Source organism: Gemmobacter sp. (assembly GCF_046292685.1).
Classification (GTDB): Bacteria; Pseudomonadota; Alphaproteobacteria; order Rhodobacterales; family Rhodobacteraceae; genus Wagnerdoeblera.
Window position 1 is genome coordinate 1 of the sequence record NZ_JBKBQM010000017.1, and the last position, 15,885, is coordinate 15,885.

The following is a 15,885-nucleotide window of genomic DNA, read 5'->3' on the forward strand; positions in this document are numbered from 1 at the left end:
GCCCATCAGCGTATCCCAGCCGTTGCCGCCATGGACCAGATCGTTGCCGAAGCCGCCGCCGGCGCCGTCGCCCCAGGCGGCGGTGCGCAGGGTATCCTGCCCGTCGCCACCCCAGAGCCGGTTGCGCTGGCCGTCGAGCGCCTCGATCAGGTCGTCGCCGGCGCCGCCGCCCAGCGTGTCGCTGCCGCTGCCGCCCGACAGGGTGTCGTTGCCCGGGCCGGCCCAGACCTCGTTGTTGCCGGCGCGCAAGGTGACCCGGTCGTGGCCGGCGCCGCCCCAGATGGTATCGCGCCCGCCCCAGGCCGCGCCTTCGAACAGGTCGTCGCCGTCGCCGCCGATCAGCAGGTTGTTGCCTTGCAACCCGCGCAGCGTGTCGTTGCCGGCACCGCCGGTCAGCGTATCGTTCAGCGGGCCGCCCAGGATCAGGTCGGCGCCGGCCCCGCCCGCCAGGCTGTTGGCGCTGCCGGTGCCCGGGATGATGTCGTCGCCGGGGCCGGCGGCCAGAACGAAGGTCCAGCCCTGATAGGCCCAGGTCCAGCCGGTCAGGTCGCGGGGCGCGCCGTAAAGGTGTTGCAGGGCCTGCACGTCGAACGGGGAATAGACGCGCAGGTTGCTGCTGGACCAGCTGTAGGACATGAGGGTGTTTTCGGTGCGGTCCAGATCGGGGGCCAGCACAAGGCCGCCGTCGAACGGGTGTTTCAGCCCCACGGCATGGCCCAGTTCGTGCAGCAGCACCTGAAAGCTGGCGCTGCCGGGGGCAAAGCTGTCGGCGCGGTTCATCACCAGCGTGCCGCGGCCCACGCCCCAGTCGCCCACCGACGGATAGTTCGACCAGCCGGCCCAGGTCGAGCCGCTGGCACCGTGGAAGTCGACCATCGCGGTATCGGCCGTGGTTTCGACGAAGACCACCCCCGCGGTGGCCGCCAGCTGCGCCAGCGCGGCCCGGGTGGAATCGCGCTGCGCGGTGCCGAAGGACCAGACCTCGGTCACGGCATAGGCCACCGCGTCCAGCGGCGGCAGCTGGTCGCTTTCCAGAAAGCGGTAGCTGACAAAGACCGGCGCCCCCGGTTGCGGCAGCAAGGCGTTGAAGCGGGTGCCGGGATAGTCGAGATAGGCCAGCAAGGCGGTGTAGTCGCGCACCTCGGTGGCGGCGGCGGGGGCCAGGCCCGGGCCCCGGGCCAGGCCCGGGGCAGAGGCGCACCCCTCGACCCCGACGCAGGACAACTGGAAACAGGACTGGCACATGGGGGCTCTCCGGGGCGCGTTGCCGCGACAGTCGCAGAACGGGGGGGGGGCGATCAAGCGTTTCGCCGGGGGCGGCGCGGCAGTGCCGCGCAGCAGCATGGCTTGGCAGCCCGCGCAATAGTTGCGAAACAATTGCGTGTCACGGCGCAGGCCGAGTCACGCGCCGCAGTGCCGCAAGGGGGACAACCGCATGAGCTACGCATCCGTCTATTCCGCATGGGCCGCCGACCCCGAAGCCTGGTGGATGGACCAGGCCCGGGCGATCGACTGGGTGCGCCCGCCCAGCCGGGCGCTGTTCGCCGAGAACGGCCCTTGCGGCGAATGGTTCGCGGACGGGCTGGTCAACGCCTGCTGGAACGCGGTGGACCGCCATGTGCAGGCGGGGCGCGGCGCGCAGGTGGCGATCATCCACGACAGCCCGGTGACGGGCACCGTGCACAAGATCACCTTTGCCGAATTGCAGGAGCGCGTGGCACGGCTGGCCGGCGCGCTGGCGCGGCAAGGCATCGCCAAGGGCGACCGGGTGATCGTCTACATGCCGATGGTGCCCGAGGCGCTGGAGGCGATGCTGGCCTGCGCGCGGATCGGTGCCATTCACTCGGTGGTGTTCGGCGGCTTTGCCGCGGCGGAGCTGGCAACGCGGATCGACGATGCCAGGCCCCGCGCGATCATCGCCGCCAGCTGCGGGGTCGAGCCCAACCGCGTGGTGCATTACAAGCCCTTGCTGGACGGCGCGATCGAGCTGGCGGCGCACAAGCCCGAGTTCTGCGTGATCTTCCAGCGCGAGCAGGAGGTGGCGAAGCTGGTCGAAGGGCGCGACCATGAATGGCACAGCTTCCAGTATGGCGCCGAGCCTGCCGCCTGCCTGCCGGTCGAAGGCAACCACCCGGCCTATATCCTTTACACCTCGGGCACCACGGGCCAGCCCAAGGGCGTGGTGCGCCACACCGCCGGGCATCTGGTGGCGCTGCACTGGTCGATGAAGAACATCTATGGCGTGAACCCCGGCGAGGTGTTCTGGGCCGCCTCCGACGTGGGCTGGGTCGTGGGGCACAGCTACATCTGCTATGGGCCGCTGGTGCATGGCAACACCACCATCGTGTTCGAAGGCAAGCCGGTGGGCACGCCCGATGCCGGCACCTTCTGGCGGGTGATCCGCGACCACAAGGTGGCCAGCTTCTTTACCGCGCCGACCGCCTTCCGCGCCATCAAGCGCGACGACCCCGAAGGCAAGCTGGTGGGCAACTACGACCTGTCGTCGTTGCGGGCGCTGTTCCTTGCGGGCGAACGGGCCGACCCCGATACCATCGTCTGGGCGCAGACCAGGCTGGGTGTGCCGGTGATCGACCACTGGTGGCAGACCGAAACCGGCTGGGCCATCGCCGCCAACCCCGTGGGGGTGGAACTGCTGCCGGTGAAACTCGGTTCGCCGTCCGTCGCCATGCCGGGCTATGACGTGCAGGTTCTGGACGAAGGCGGCCATCCGGTGCCTGCGGGCACGCTGGGCGCGATTGCGGTGAAGCTGCCCTTGCCCCCCGGCACGCTGCCCACGCTGTGGAACGCCGAGGACCGGTTCCGCAAATCCTACCTCGCGCATTTCCCCGGCTATTACGAAACCGGCGATGCCGGCTACAAGGACGAGGACGGATACCTTTACATCATGGCGCGCACCGACGACGTCATCAACGTCGCCGGGCACCGGCTTTCGACCGGCGCGATGGAGGAGGTGCTGGCCGGCCACCCGGATGTGGCCGAATGCGCGGTGATCGGGGCCGGCGATGCGCTGAAGGGGCAGGTGCCGGTCGGGTTCCTGTGCCTGAACAAGGGCTGCAACCGCCCCCATGCCGAGATCGTCGCCGAAAGCGTCAAGCTGATCCGCGACCGCATCGGCCCGGTGGCCGATTTCAAGAAGGCGGTGGTGGTGGACCGGCTGCCCAAGACGCGCTCGGGCAAGATCCTGCGCGCCACCATGGTCAAGATCGCCGATGGCGAGGCGTTCAAGGTGCCCGCCACCATCGACGACCCGGCGATCCTGGACGAGATCCGCGAGGCGCTGCGCACCATCGGCTACGCCTGCACCTGACCGGCGGCGGTCGGGGCGGGGCGGGGCGCCCCTGCGCGCGCCCTGGCCCGACACAAACCTGTGCGGTTTGCAACCTTGGGGCTTTTCTGCGCCGACGCACTCGCCTAGGCTGAGCGCAAGGCCGGCCCTGCCCCGCCGGCCACCGCCGACCCCAGACCGCGAGGCGCCATGAACACCGAACCGCTGCGCCGCCCCCCGCAAGGCGAAGGCGCCGGCCGCAACCCGCCGCTGGCGCTGGACCAAGACCGCTTCGACCATCTGATGCAGGTGGCCGGTGCCCATGCCGAAGACCTGCTGCGCCAGCTGCTGATCGACCTGGAACAGGTGCATGCCCAGCTGCTGGCGACGGCCGAGGCGCCCGACCCGGGCGTCGTGCGGGCGCAGGCCCATGTGCTGGTGGCGCTGGCCGGGGCGACCGGCGCGGGGAAGGTGCAGGACCTGGCCCAGGCGCTGAACGCCACCGCGCACCACCAGTCGGGGCCGGAGCTGCGCGCGGCCGTGGCGGGGGTGCTGGGGCCGCTCGAAGCGCTGCTGGCCTTTCTGGCGGCGCGGCTGGACGGGATGGGCGGATGACCGATCCGCGCCCGTTGCTGCTGGTCGAGGACACGCCGTCCTTGCAACTGGTCTATCGCGCGGTGCTGGAAGCCGCGGGGCACGCGGTGGAACTGGCCGGCACCGCGGCCGACGGGCTGGCGCTGTTCCGGCGGCTGGAGCCCGATTGCGTGTTGCTGGACATCATGTTGCCCGACCGCGACGGGCTGGCACTGATGCGCGACATGCTGGCCGAACGGCCGGGAACGCGGGTGATCGTCATCACCTCGAACGGGTCGATCAACAAGGCGGTCGAGGCGATGCGCGCCGGCGCGCAGGATTTCCTGGTCAAGCCCTTCGACGAGGCGCGTTTCGTGGCGGCGGTGGAAAACGCCTTGCGCGCCGGCGGCGGGGCCGCGCCGCGCAGCGGGGCCGCGGCAGCGGCGATTCCGGGCCTTGCCGGGCAATCGGAGCCGATGCAGGCGGTGGCGGCGCGCATCCGGTCGGTCGCGCGGTCGATGGCATCGGTGTTCATCACCGGCGAAAGCGGCACCGGCAAGGAACTGGCGGCGCAGGCGGTGCACGACCTGAGCCCGCGCGCCCGGGGGCCGTTCATCGCGCTGAACTGCGGCGCGATTCCGCCCGACCTGCTGGAATCCGAGGTCTTCGGCCATGTGCGCGGGGCGTTCACCGGCGCGGTCAGCGACAAGCCCGGTGCAGCGGTGGCAGCCGATGGCGGCACGCTGTTTCTGGACGAGATCTGCGAGATGGACCTGGGCCTGCAACCCAAGCTGCTGCGGTTTCTGCAGACCTCGAGCGTGACGCCGGTGGGTTCGACCCGGCCGCGCAAGGTGGATGTGCGCATCGTCTGCGCCACAAACCGCGACCCTCTGGAACAGGTGCGCGCCGGGCGGTTCCGCGAGGATCTGTATTACCGCCTGCACGTGGTGCCCATCCACATGCCGCCCTTGCGCGAGCGCGGCGACGACGTGATCGAGATTGCGCAGGCCGCCTTGCGCCGATTTGCCGCCGAGGAGGGCCGCCGCTTTGCCGACCTGTCGCCCGAGGTGCAGGCGCTGTTCCGCCGGCTGCCCTGGCCGGGCAATGTGCGGCAGGTGCTGAACGTGATGCGCAACGTGGTGGTGCTGCACGACGGGCCGGCGGTGACGCTGGACATGCTGCCGCAGGAGGCGCTGCTGCCGCCCGGGCCGGCGCCGGTGCCCCCCCCTGCCCCCTTGCCCGCCGCGGCGCCGCCGGACCTGGGCCAGATGCTGGCCGGGCGCACGCTGGCCGAGATCGAGCGGCTGGCGATCGAGGCGGCGATCGCGCGGCACGGCGGATCGTTGCCGCGGGCGGCGCGCGAGCTGGGGGTGGCGGCCTCGACCCTGTATCGCAAGCGCGAGGCCTGGACGGCCGGTTGAAAGGGGGGCTGTCTGCCCCCCTCTGCGGCTGCGCCGCATTCACCCCCCGAGGATATTTCGGCAAGGTGAAAGGGGGCGGTCACTCGGCCGCGACGCGGCCCTTGCGCAGGAGCGGGCCGAGGTAGCGGCCGGTGTGGCTGCGCGGGTCGGCGGCCACATCCTCGGGCGTGCCGGTGGCCACCACCTCGCCGCCGCCGTCGCCGCCTTCGGGGCCGATGTCGATGACCCAGTCGGCGGTTTTCACCACGTCGAGGTTGTGTTCGATCACCACCACCGTGTTGCCCTGGTCGACCAGTTCGTGCAGCACTTCGAGCAGCTTGCGCACATCCTCGAAATGCAGGCCGGTGGTCGGTTCGTCGAGGATGTAGAGGGTGCGCCCGGTGGCGCGGCGGCTGAGTTCGCGCGACAGTTTCACGCGCTGCGCCTCGCCGCCCGAGAGGGTGGTGGCCTGCTGGCCGACCTTGATGTAGCCCAGGCCCACCTGGCAAAGCGCCTCCATCTTGTCGCGGATGGCGGGCACGGCGGCGAAGAAATCGCGCGCGTCCTCGCAGGTCATTTCGAGCACGTCGGCGATGCTTTTGCCCTTGAAGCGGATTTCCAGGGTTTCGCGGTTGTAGCGCGCGCCCTTGCAGGTTTCGCAGGTGACGTAGACGTCGGGCAGGAAGTGCATCTCGATCTTGATGACGCCGTCGCCCTGGCAGGCCTCGCACCGGCCGCCCTTGACGTTGAAGGAAAAGCGGCCGGGCTTGTAGCCGCGGGCCTGCGCCTCGGGCAGGCCGGAGAACCAGTCGCGGATCGGGTCGAAGGCGCCGGTGTAGGTGGCGGGGTTGGACCGCGGGGTGCGGCCGATGGGGCGCTGGTCGATGTCGATCACCTTGTCGAGGTGTTCGAAGCCCTTGATGGTTTCGCAAGGCGCCGGGGTTTCGCGCGCGCCGTTGAGCCGGACGGCGGCGGTCTTGAACAGGGTTTCGATGGTGAGGGTGGACTTGCCGCCGCCCGAGACGCCGGTGACGCAGACGAACTTGCCCAGCGGAAAATCGACGGTGAGGTTCTTGAGGTTGTTGCCGGTGGCGCCGACCACGGTGAGCTTCTTGCCGCTGCCCTTGCGCCGCGTGGGCGGCACGGCGATTTCGCGCGCGCCCGACAGGTATTGCCCCGTGAGGCTGGCGGGGTCGCGGGCCAGCTGATCGGGCGTGCCCTGGGCCACGACGCGCCCGCCGTGGACCCCGGCACCGGGGCCGATGTCGAAGACGTAGTCGGCGCTGCGGATCGCGTCTTCGTCGTGTTCGACCACCAGCACGGTGTTGCCCTGGTCGCGCAGGGATTTCAGCGTGGTCAGCAGGCGGTCGTTGTCGCGCTGGTGCAGGCCGATGGAGGGTTCGTCGAGCACGTAGAGCACGCCGGTGAGCCCCGATCCGATCTGGCTGGCCAGCCGGATGCGCTGCGATTCGCCGCCCGACAGGGTGCCGGCGTTGCGCGACAGGGTGAGGTATTCCAGCCCGACGTTGTTGAGGAATCCGAGCCGTTCGCGGATTTCCTTGACGATGGCGCGGGCGATTTCCTGGCGCTGGGGGGTGAGCGTTTCCATCACGCCGCCGATCCAGGCATAGGCATCGCGGATCGACTTCTGCACCACCTGGCCCACGTGCAGGCCGGCAATCCTGACCGCCAGCGCCTCGGGCCGCAGCCGGTAGCCGCCGCAGGCGCCGCAGGCGCGGTTGTTCTGGTAACGCTCCATCTCCTCGCGCGACCAGGCGCTGTCGGTTTCCTTGTAGCGGCGTTCGAGGTTGGGGATCACGCCTTCGAAGGTGCGGCTGACCTGATAGACCCGGCCGCCTTCGTCGTAGCGGAACAGGATCTCCTCGCCTTGCGAGCCGTAGAGGAACAGGCGGCGGATCTCCTCGGGCAGATCCTTCCACTTCTTCTTGGGGTCGAACCTGTAGTGATTGGCCAGCGACTCGATGGTCTGCACGAAATAGGGCGTGCGGGATTTGGCCCAGGGCGCGATGGCGCCTTGCAGCAGCGTCAGCGACTGGTCGGGCACGACAAGGCGTTCGTCGAAGAAAAGCTCGACCCCCAGCCCGTCGCAGACCGGGCAGGCCCCGAACGGCGCGTTGAAGGAAAACAGCCGCGGCTCGATCTCGGGGATGGTGAAGCCCGACACCGGGCAGGCGAACTTTTCGCTGAAGACGTAACGCTCTGCGGCGCCTTCCGAAGGTGCCGTCTCGAGAATGGCGATGCCGTCGGCAAGGTTGAGCGCGGTGCGCAAGCTGTCGGCCAGGCGCACCTCCAGCCCTTCGCGCACCACGATGCGGTCCACCACCACGTCGATGTCGTGGCGCAGCTTCTTGTCGAGCTCGGGCGGTTCGTCGAGTTCGTGGAAGGTGCCGTCGACCTTGACGCGCTGGAAGCCCTGCTTGCGCAGGTCGAGCATCTCCTTGCGGTATTCGCCCTTGCGGTCGCGCACGATCGGCGCCAGCAGATAGCCGCGGGTGCCTTGCGGCAGCGCCATGATGCGGTCCACCATGTCCTGCACCTGCATCGCCTCGATCGGCAGGCCGGTGGCGGGCGAATGCGGCACGCCGACGCGGGCGAACAGGAGGCGCAGGTAGTCGTAGATCTCGGTCACCGTGCCGACGGTGGAGCGCGGGTTCTTGCTGGTGGTCTTCTGTTCGATGGAAATGGCCGGCGACAGGCCCGAGATGTGGTCCACATCCGGCTTCTGCATCATGTCCAGAAACTGGCGCGCGTAGGCGCTGAGCGATTCGACATAGCGGCGCTGGCCTTCGGCATAGATGGTGTCGAAGGCGAGGCTGGACTTGCCCGACCCCGACAGCCCGGTGATGACCACCAGCCGGTCGCGCGGGATGTCCACGTCGATGCCCTTGAGGTTGTGTTCGCGCGCGCCGCGCACCTCGATGAACTTCTGTTCCGCCATGACAGCACCCCCGCAGGCCCGAGGCCGAGAGATAGCGGGATTTTCCGGGAAGGCCAATCGGAAAGCGTGAACGATTGGAGAACAGTTGCGCAGGAAACGCAAGGCTCGCATGCAATATTCAATAACGCGAATATTTTCTTGCCAGCGGTCTTGCGCCTGCGGCAGGATCGCCCCAGATCACAGCCAACCCAAACCCCCGAAAGGTTGCTTCAGATGTTCGGATTTGCCCGCAACGCCGGCCCGCGCGTCGGCCGGATTTCCCCGCAAGACTGTGTGGCGCGTCACGCCCGCGGCGAATTGACCGTGGTCGATGTGCGCGACATTTCCGAGCTGCGCGCCAGCGGCACTGCCTCGGGCGGGGTGCATGCGCCGCTGATGCGGCTGGCCGACCTGGCCGACCCGCGCCACCCCGACCACAACCCGGCGCTGGACCCCGATGCCCCGGTGGCGGTGTTCTGCGCCTCGGGCGGGCGGTCGGCGATGGCGGCGGAGATCCTGCTGAACCTGGGCTACCGCGAGGTTTACAACCTGGGCGGCTTCCACGCCTGGACGGCGGGCGGCGGCAAGGTGCACCGCCCGGCCTGAGACCCGCAAGGCGGGCGGCGCGTTACAGCGCCGTCCAGCCGCCATCCACGCTGATCGTGGTGCCGGTGATCTGGGCGGCAGCGTCGGAACACAGGAACACCACGGTGCCGCCGACCTGTTCCACGGTGGCGAATTCGCCCGAGGGCTGGCGGGCGAGCATCACCTTTTTCACCACCTCGTCCCGGCCCATGTTGTGCACCTGCATCTGGCCGGGGATCTGCGCCTCGACCAGCGGGGTCAGCACGTAGCCCGGGCAGATCGCGTTGCAGGTGATGCCTTGCCCGGCACATTCCAGCGCCACGGTCTTGGACAGGCCGACCACCCCGTGCTTGGCGGCGACATAGGCCGACTTGAAGGGGCTGGCGGTCAGCCCGTGCGCCGAGGCGATGTTGACCACCCGGCCCCAGCCGCGCGCGCGCATGCCCGGCAAGGCGGCCGCGGTGGTGTGGAAGGCCGAACTGAGGTTGATGGCGATGATCGCATCCCAACGCTCGGTCGGAAACTCCTCGATCGGGGCGACATGCTGGATGCCGGCGTTGTTGACCAGGATGTCGCAGCCGCCGGCGGTTTCCACCAGCGCGCGGCACTGGGCGGGGCTCGCCATGTCGGCCGCGATGTAGCGCACCGCGACGCCGTGTTCGGCGGCCAGTTGCGCGGCCAGGGCGTGATCCTCGGGCCGGTCGGTGAACGAGTTGATGACGAGGTTGCAGCCCGCCCGCGCCAGTTCCACCGCGATACCCAGACCGATACCCGAGTTCGACCCGGTCACGATCGCGTGTTTGCCCTTCAGTTGCATCGGCGCCTCCCTTGTGTGCAGGCGCAGCATAAGCAATGCGCGGCGCGGCGCCAGAGGGTGCCGCGGGGCGCGATGCGGCGCAGGGCGAAAATCTGCCCGTGTCAGGCCGGCGGGATGCGGGGGGGCCCAGAAACGCCCGCGCAAGACGGGCGTGCGGGGGGGGCCAAAAAAACGCCCGCGCAAGGCGGGCGTTCAGTGTTGAGGCAGGTTTCATACAGGCAAGAAACCTATCGAGCAGTGCTTACCTTATACGCTGCAAGTTGCCGGTTTCCAAGCCGAAAATTTGCATGGTGCACAGTGGGCCGTTATCACGGGGGCCAGCGAAACAAGGGCCGGAGGCAGCGTTTCCACCATGACGACCGATTATTTCCGCAAGCCGGCCCTGGCCTTTGCGCTTGTTGCCGGGGTGCTGGCGGGGGCCGGGGCGGCGGGTGATTCCCGGGCCGAGCCGACCACCATGCATGGTATTGCCATGCACGGAAACCCGGCCCTGCCCCCCGATCTTGTGGCTCAGCCCCAGGTCAACCCCGAGGCACCGAAGGGCGGGCGGATCGTGCTGGGCGAAGTGGGCGGGTTCGATTCGCTCAACCCCTTCTCGACGCTCGGGCGCGCGCCGGGCTGGATCGCGCCCTTGACGGTGGAAACGCTGATGGGGCGGGCCTGGAACGAACCCTTTACCGTTTACGGGTTGCTGGCCGAATCGGTCACCACCGACGACGCGCGCAGCTTTGCCGAATTCACGCTGCGCGAAGGCGCACGATTCGCCAACGGCGACCCGGTGACGGTCGAGGATGTGCTGTGGTCGTTCGAGGCGCTGGCCAAGGCGCATCCGCGCTATGCCGCGGCCCATGCCAAGGTGGCGCGCGCCCATGCCACCGGCCCGCGCAGCGTGCGGTTCGATTTTACCGCCCCCGACCGCGAATTGCCGCTGATCCTGGGGTTGCGCCCGGTGCTGAGCGCGAAAGACTGGCAAGGCCGCGATCCGGCGGCCTCGGGCATGGTGGCGCCGCTGGGCTCGGGGCCCTATCGGGTGGCGGCGGTGGACCCGGGGCGGTCGATCACCTTTGCCCGCCGGGCCGACTGGTGGGCGGCGGACCTGCCGCTGATGCGCGGGATGCACAATTTCGACGAGGTGAAGGTGGAATACTTTGCCGATGGCGCGGTGATGTTCGAGGCGTTCAAGGCCGGCGCGATCCAGGTGTTCCGCGAAGGCCAGGCGGCGCGCTGGGCCTCGGGCTACGATTTTGCGCGGGTGCGTTCGGGCGAGGTGGTGAAATCGGAGATCCCGCACTGGCGGCCGGCAATGATGACGGGGCTGGCGATGAACGGGCGCCGGGCGGTGCTGGCGGACTGGCGCGTGCGGCAGGCGCTGATCGACAGTTTCGGGTTCGAGTTCGTCAATGCCACCGTCAACGGCGGCAGCGAACCGCGGGTGCAGTCGTGGTTCCACAACTCGGATCTGGCGATGGGGCCGGGCCCGGCCTCGGCCGCCGTGGCCGCCTTGCTGGCGCCCTTTGCGGACAGCCTGCCGCCCGATGCGCTGGGCGACCTGAGCCTGCCGGTGTCGGACGGGTCCGAGGCCAACCGCGCCGGCTTGCGCCGCGCCGGGCGCTGGCTGGAGGAGGCCGGCTGGACCGTGGCCGCCGACGGGCGGCGGGTGAATGCCGCGGGCGAGGCGATGGCGCTGGAAATCCTGCTGCCGATCGGCGGGGCGGAGATGCGCTCGGTCGCCACGATCTGGGCGCGGGCGCTGGAGCGGCTGGGGATTTCGGCGCGGATCGTGGCGGTGGACGATGCGCAGCTGAACGCGCGGCTGCGCGACTACGATTTCGACATCACCCCGATCGTGCGCGCCAATTCGCTGAGCCCGGGGTATGAGCAATACCTTTACTGGGGGCGCGACGGGGTGACGACCCCCGGCACGCGCAACATCGCCGGGGTCGACAGCCCGGCGGTGGACGCGATGATCGAAACCATGCTGGCCGCGCGCGACCCGGCCGATTTCCGCACCGCGGTGCAGGCGCTGGACCGCGCGTTGATGGCGGGGCGCCATGTGATACCGCTGTGGTTTGCCGACCGCGCGCGGCTGGCGCACGACCGGCGGCTGCGCTTTGCTGCCGATCGGCTGCCGGTTTACGGCGATGCGGCGGGGTTCCTGCCGGACGTGTGGTGGTGGCAGGACTGAGGCTGTGGCCGGACCGCATCGGTGCGCGGCGCAAGGGGGGCGCTGCCCCCCGTCCGGCTTGGCAGCCGGACTCCCCCCGGGATATTTTGCCAAGGTGAAGGGCACCCCGGGCAACGGGGGCGGAAGCGGCAGAGCAAGAGGCACGAGGCAATGAAGCGGATGATCGGGGCGGCGCTGCTGGCGCTGGCTTTGGCAGGCTGCAACACCGTGGATGGCGTGGGGCGCGACATTTCGGGCGCGGCGCAAAGGGTGGGCAGCTGGTTCTGACCTGACGGCGGCGACGAGGAGGGTCGCAACCGGGCGCGTGCAGCGCGGCCCGACCGGGTGCGTTGGTGCCAGGGCCGCCCGGATCGGCCGGGGGTTCCAGCGACACAAGCTGCGCGCGCAGCGCAAGCTTGCCCGCCCCGTCACGGCCCGAAGCCTCGACCCGGGCGGAGGGGCGGCGCGGGGCCACCTCCTCCCACGTCGTCAGCAGCGCGCGGCGCAAGGCGGCGATGTCGGCGAAATGCCAGTAGAAGCTGCCCTTGGTGGCGCCGAGGTCGGCGGCCATCAGATCGACCCGCAGGCCGGCGGGGCCGTCGGCGGCCAGACGGCGGAAACCGGCGCGGATCCAGTCGGCGGGGGCAAGGCGCGGGCGCGGGGTGGGCATGGGCTGGCCATATGATAGGGTATGGTCGGGCGCAAGCGGCTGTGGGAAACCATACCTGATGGTATGAATTCGGGCGGCACCGGCATGGCATGGACGGCGGCACAGGCGCAACGGCGGGTGGCGGGGGGGGAGGGCTGACGCTGTTTCTGGCCGCGCATCTGGCGCATCATCTGGCCGCGGCGGGGGGCGGCGATCCGGCGGGCGAGGCATGTGGCGGGGGGCGCCGCGGCGCTGGCCATCCTGGCGTTGCTGGCCGGGGTGACGCACCCGTTCGATGCCCCGGCCTTTGCGCTGCTGCCCGGTTGACGGCGCGCGGCCCCTGCCCCACCTTGCCGCCATGCGCCGCACCGACCGCCTGTTCGACCTGATCCAGATCCTGCGCGACGGGCGGTTGCACCGTGCCGGCGAAATGGCGGAACGCCTGGGCGTTTCGGTGCGCACGATCTGGCGCGACATGGCGACGCTGATGGCCAGCGGCCTGCCGGTGGAAGGCGAACGGGGGGTGGGCTACATCCTGCGCGCGCCGATCACGCTGCCGCCGATGATCCTGACCGGGCCCGAGATCGAGGCCTTGCGCCAGGGCGTGCGCCTGGTGGCCGAAGGCGACGACCCGGCGCTGGCGCGGGCGGCGCGGGCGCTGGCGGCCAAGATCGCCTCGGTCACGCCGGCGCCGCCCGAAGGCGACGACCTGTTCGTGTTCACCGGGCAGGAGGCGGCGCGGGCGGCGGCGCATCTGCCGGCGATCCGCAAGGCGATCCGCGCGCGCGAGCGGCTGACGATCAGCTATATCGACAGCCGCGGCCGCGAAAGCCACCGCGACATCCGCCCGCTGGCGCTGGACCTGGCGGGCCGGGTGCAGGTGCTGGTCGCCTGGTGCGAGGCGCGCGGCGACTTTCAGGCGTTCCGGGTCGATCGCATCGTGGCGCTGACCCCGACGGGCGAGATCTTTACCGAGGAACCGGGGCGCAGCCTGGCCGACTGGCGCGCCGCGCAGGCGGGTGGTGCGCCATGACCGGCGGGCTGGAGCGGCGCCTGGCGCGCCTGCTGGCGCGGCTGTCGCTGGGCCCGCCCCAGACCCTGGCCGCGCTGGAAGCCGCCACCGGCGACAGTCGCCAGCGGCTGCGCGCCGACCTCGACCTGCTGATCGCGGCGGGCTACCCCATCGAGGGCAGCGCGGCCGAAGGCTGGCAACTGGTGCGCGAGTTGCTCTTGCCCGAACTGCGCGTGACGGCCGCCGAACGCGAGGTGCTGGCGGCCGCCCTGGCCATCGTGGCGGCGCGCGACCCGGCGGCCGGGGCGCGGCTGCTGGCCTGGATGGCGGCCGGGGTCGAAGGCTACCTGCCGGGCATGGACCTGCCGCATGTGGTGGCGCAGCAAACCTTTCCGCGTCCCTATCGGCTGGCCGTGCGCCACCTGCCGGCCTTGCGCCGGGCGATCCGGCTGCGCCGGCCGGTGGTGCTGGACTATGCCGATGCCGAAGGCCGCCCGACACGGCGCGACGTGCGCCCGCTCGCGCTGGAGCGCTGGGGCGTGGCCTGGGCGCTGATCGGCTGGTGCGCGTTGCGCGGCGATTTCCGCAACTTCCGGCTGGACCGGATCCTGTCGCTCGAGGTGTTGCCGGGCGTGTTCCCGCCGGAGCCCGGGCGGGAATGGGCCGATTTCGCCGCCGTGCATCGCGCCGACCGGGTCTGAGCGCTGCCGAACGTCTTGCGGTTTGCGCCGGTTCCGGCGAATGTCCGCGCGCCATTCGACCGGAGCCTTGCCATGCCAGCCATTACCGTTGCCGCCGGACCCTTTGCCGGGCAGAAGCCCGGAACCTCGGGCCTGCGCAAGAAGACGGCGCAGTTCCGCGCGCCGCATTACCTGGAATGCTTCGTGCAGGCGATGTTCGATGCCGTCGGCGCGGCGGGCAAGGTGCTGGTGCTGGGCGGCGACGGGCGGTTCTTCGGGCGCGAGGCGGCCGGGATCATCCTGCGCATGGCCGCGGCCAACGGGGTGGCGCGGGTGATCGTGGGGCGGGGGGGGCTGCTCTCGACCCCGGCGGCCTCGCACCTGATCCGGCTCAATGGTGCGGATGGCGGGATCATCCTGTCGGCCAGCCACAACCCGGGCGGCGAGGACGGCGATTTCGGGGTGAAATACAACATCGCCAATGGCGGACCGGCGCCCGAGGCGGTGACGGCGGCGATTCACAAGGCCAGCGAAGCGGTGCGCGCCTATCGCATTTCCGATGCCGAGGTGCCCGACCTGGACCGCATCGGCGAAACCCGGCTGGACGGGATGGCGGTCGAGGTGGTGGACCCGGTGACCGATTATGCCGAGCTGATGGAGCGGCTGTTCGATTTCGACGCGATCCGCGCGATGATCGCCGGCGGATTCACGCTGCGCTTCGATGCGATGTGCGCGGTGACCGGGCCCTATGCCGTGGAAATCCTGGAACGCCGGCTGGGGGCGGCGCCCGGTTCGGTGGTGAACGCGACCCCCCTGCCCGATTTCGGCGGCCTGCACCCCGACCCGAACCCGACCTGGGCCTCGGCGCTGCACGACCTGATGCTGTCGGACGATGCCCCCGATTTCGGCGCCGCCTCGGACGGCGACGGCGACCGCAACATGGTGATGGGGCGCGGCATCTATGTGAACCCGTCGGACAGTCTGGCGGTGCTGGCCGAACATGCGCACCGCTGCCCGGGCTATGCCGGCGGGCTGCGCGGCATCGCGCGGTCGATGCCCACCTCGACCGCGGCCGACCGGGTGGCGGCGGCGCTGGGGATCGGTGCGCATGAAACGCCGACGGGCTGGAAGTTCTTCGGCAATCTGCTGGACGCCGGGCAGGCCACGATCTGCGGCGAGGAAAGTTTCGGCACCGGGTCGGACCATGTGCGCGAAAAGGACGGGCTCTGGGCAGTGCTGATGTGGCTGAACATCCAGGCGGCGACCGGCATGGGCGTGGCCGAGCTGGTGGCGGCGCACTGGCGCCGGTTCGGGCGCACCTTCTATTCGCGCCACGATTACGAGGCGCTGCCGGTGCCGCAGGCCGAAGCGGTGATGGCCGGCCTGCGCGCCGCCTTGCCCGGCCTGCCCGGCCGCCTGGTCGAGGGGCGCCGCATCGTGGCGGCCGACGATTTTGCCTATGCCGATCCGGTCGACGGGTCGGTCAGCACCGGCCAGGGGCTGCGCGTGGTGTTCGAGGATGGCGCGCGTCTGGTGCTGCGGTTGTCGGGCACCGGCACCGAAGGCGCCACACTGCGGCTTTACCTCGAAGCACCGTGCGACGACCCGGAACGGTTCGACACCGATCCGCAAACGATGCTGGCGCCGGTGGCGGCGGCGGCCGAGGCGCTGGCCGGCATCGCGCGCACAACCGGGCGGACGGCGCCGGACGTGGTGACCTGAGCCGGCCGCGCTTCGCGCAGACGGGTGCAGTTGTTTGCCGCGCTTCGCGCAGCAAGGCG

General features: G+C 70.4%; 12 protein-coding genes. 9 read left to right on the forward strand and 3 right to left on the reverse strand.

The features are described from left to right. On the reverse strand, nt 1-1,245 hold a 1,245-nt coding region (locus ACK4S2_RS06655), incomplete at its 3' end, for a hypothetical protein (protein ID WP_409621885.1). A 190-nt stretch (nt 1,246-1,435) separates the two neighbouring features. Between ACK4S2_RS06655 and ACK4S2_RS06660 the strand changes: the two genes are divergently transcribed. The 3 genes from ACK4S2_RS06660 to ACK4S2_RS06670 all read left to right on the forward strand — a co-directional run bounded on the left by ACK4S2_RS06660 (nt 1,436) and on the right by ACK4S2_RS06670 (nt 5,280). Continuing rightward, nucleotides 1,436-3,328 (forward strand): propionyl-CoA synthetase, encoded by a 1,893-nt coding sequence (locus tag ACK4S2_RS06660; RefSeq protein WP_409621888.1) that lies wholly within the window; start codon nt 1,436-1,438, stop codon nt 3,326-3,328. A gap of 168 nt (nt 3,329-3,496) precedes the next feature. Then, complete coding sequence (locus ACK4S2_RS06665; RefSeq protein WP_409621891.1) at nt 3,497-3,901, forward strand: hypothetical protein; 405 nt, start codon at nt 3,497-3,499, stop codon at nt 3,899-3,901. Next, the gene (locus ACK4S2_RS06670; protein ID WP_409621894.1) at nt 3,898-5,280 is read left to right on the forward strand and encodes a sigma-54-dependent transcriptional regulator; all 1,383 of its coding nucleotides are present in this window, start codon (nt 3,898-3,900) and stop codon (nt 5,278-5,280) included. The genes ACK4S2_RS06665 and ACK4S2_RS06670 overlap by 4 nt, the downstream gene beginning before the upstream one ends. Nucleotides 5,281-5,359: 79 nt before the next feature. Here ACK4S2_RS06670 and uvrA read toward each other — a convergent pair whose 3' ends face one another. Further along, nucleotides 5,360-8,218, reverse strand: coding sequence for an excinuclease ABC subunit UvrA (uvrA, locus tag ACK4S2_RS06675; protein WP_409621897.1), 2,859 nt, complete (start codon nt 8,216-8,218; stop codon nt 5,360-5,362). 213 nt (nt 8,219-8,431) lie between these two features. On the opposite strand from uvrA, the gene ACK4S2_RS06680 reads away from it, so the two are divergent. Continuing rightward, a complete protein-coding gene (locus ACK4S2_RS06680; RefSeq protein WP_409621900.1) occupies nt 8,432-8,803 on the forward strand; it encodes a rhodanese-like domain-containing protein in 372 nt (123 codons plus the stop codon). Nucleotides 8,804-8,825: 22 nt separating this feature from the next. Here ACK4S2_RS06680 and ACK4S2_RS06685 read toward each other — a convergent pair whose 3' ends face one another. Continuing rightward, nucleotides 8,826-9,599, reverse strand: a complete 774-nt coding sequence (locus ACK4S2_RS06685) for a 3-hydroxybutyrate dehydrogenase (RefSeq protein ID WP_409621903.1) — start codon at nt 9,597-9,599, stop codon at nt 8,826-8,828. A gap of 352 nt (nt 9,600-9,951) precedes the next feature. Here ACK4S2_RS06685 and ACK4S2_RS06690 point away from each other — a divergent pair, with 352 nt between their 5' ends. The 5 genes from ACK4S2_RS06690 (at nt 9,952) to ACK4S2_RS06710 (ending at nt 15,826) form a co-directional block, all read left to right on the forward strand. After that, nucleotides 9,952-11,784, forward strand: a complete 1,833-nt coding sequence (locus tag ACK4S2_RS06690) for an extracellular solute-binding protein (protein WP_409621906.1) — start codon at nt 9,952-9,954, stop codon at nt 11,782-11,784. A 150-nt stretch (nt 11,785-11,934) separates the two neighbouring features. Then, nucleotides 11,935-12,051, forward strand: coding sequence for a lipoprotein (locus tag ACK4S2_RS06695; protein WP_409621909.1), 117 nt, complete (start codon nt 11,935-11,937; stop codon nt 12,049-12,051). Nucleotides 12,052-12,770: 719 nt separating this feature from the next. Further along, nucleotides 12,771-13,445, forward strand: a complete 675-nt coding sequence (locus tag ACK4S2_RS06700; RefSeq protein WP_409621912.1) for a helix-turn-helix transcriptional regulator — start codon at nt 12,771-12,773, stop codon at nt 13,443-13,445. Beyond that, on the forward strand, nt 13,442-14,125 hold the full coding sequence (locus ACK4S2_RS06705) for a helix-turn-helix transcriptional regulator (protein WP_409621914.1): 684 nt from the start codon (nt 13,442-13,444) through the stop codon (nt 14,123-14,125). Before ACK4S2_RS06700 ends, ACK4S2_RS06705 begins: the two co-directional genes overlap by 4 nt. 72 nt (nt 14,126-14,197) lie before the next feature. Next, nucleotides 14,198-15,826 carry an alpha-D-glucose phosphate-specific phosphoglucomutase gene (locus ACK4S2_RS06710; protein ID WP_409621917.1) on the forward strand — a complete coding sequence of 543 codons (1,629 nt, stop codon included), beginning with the start codon at nt 14,198-14,200 and terminating at the stop codon, nt 15,824-15,826. Nucleotides 15,827-15,885 lie beyond the last annotated feature (59 nt).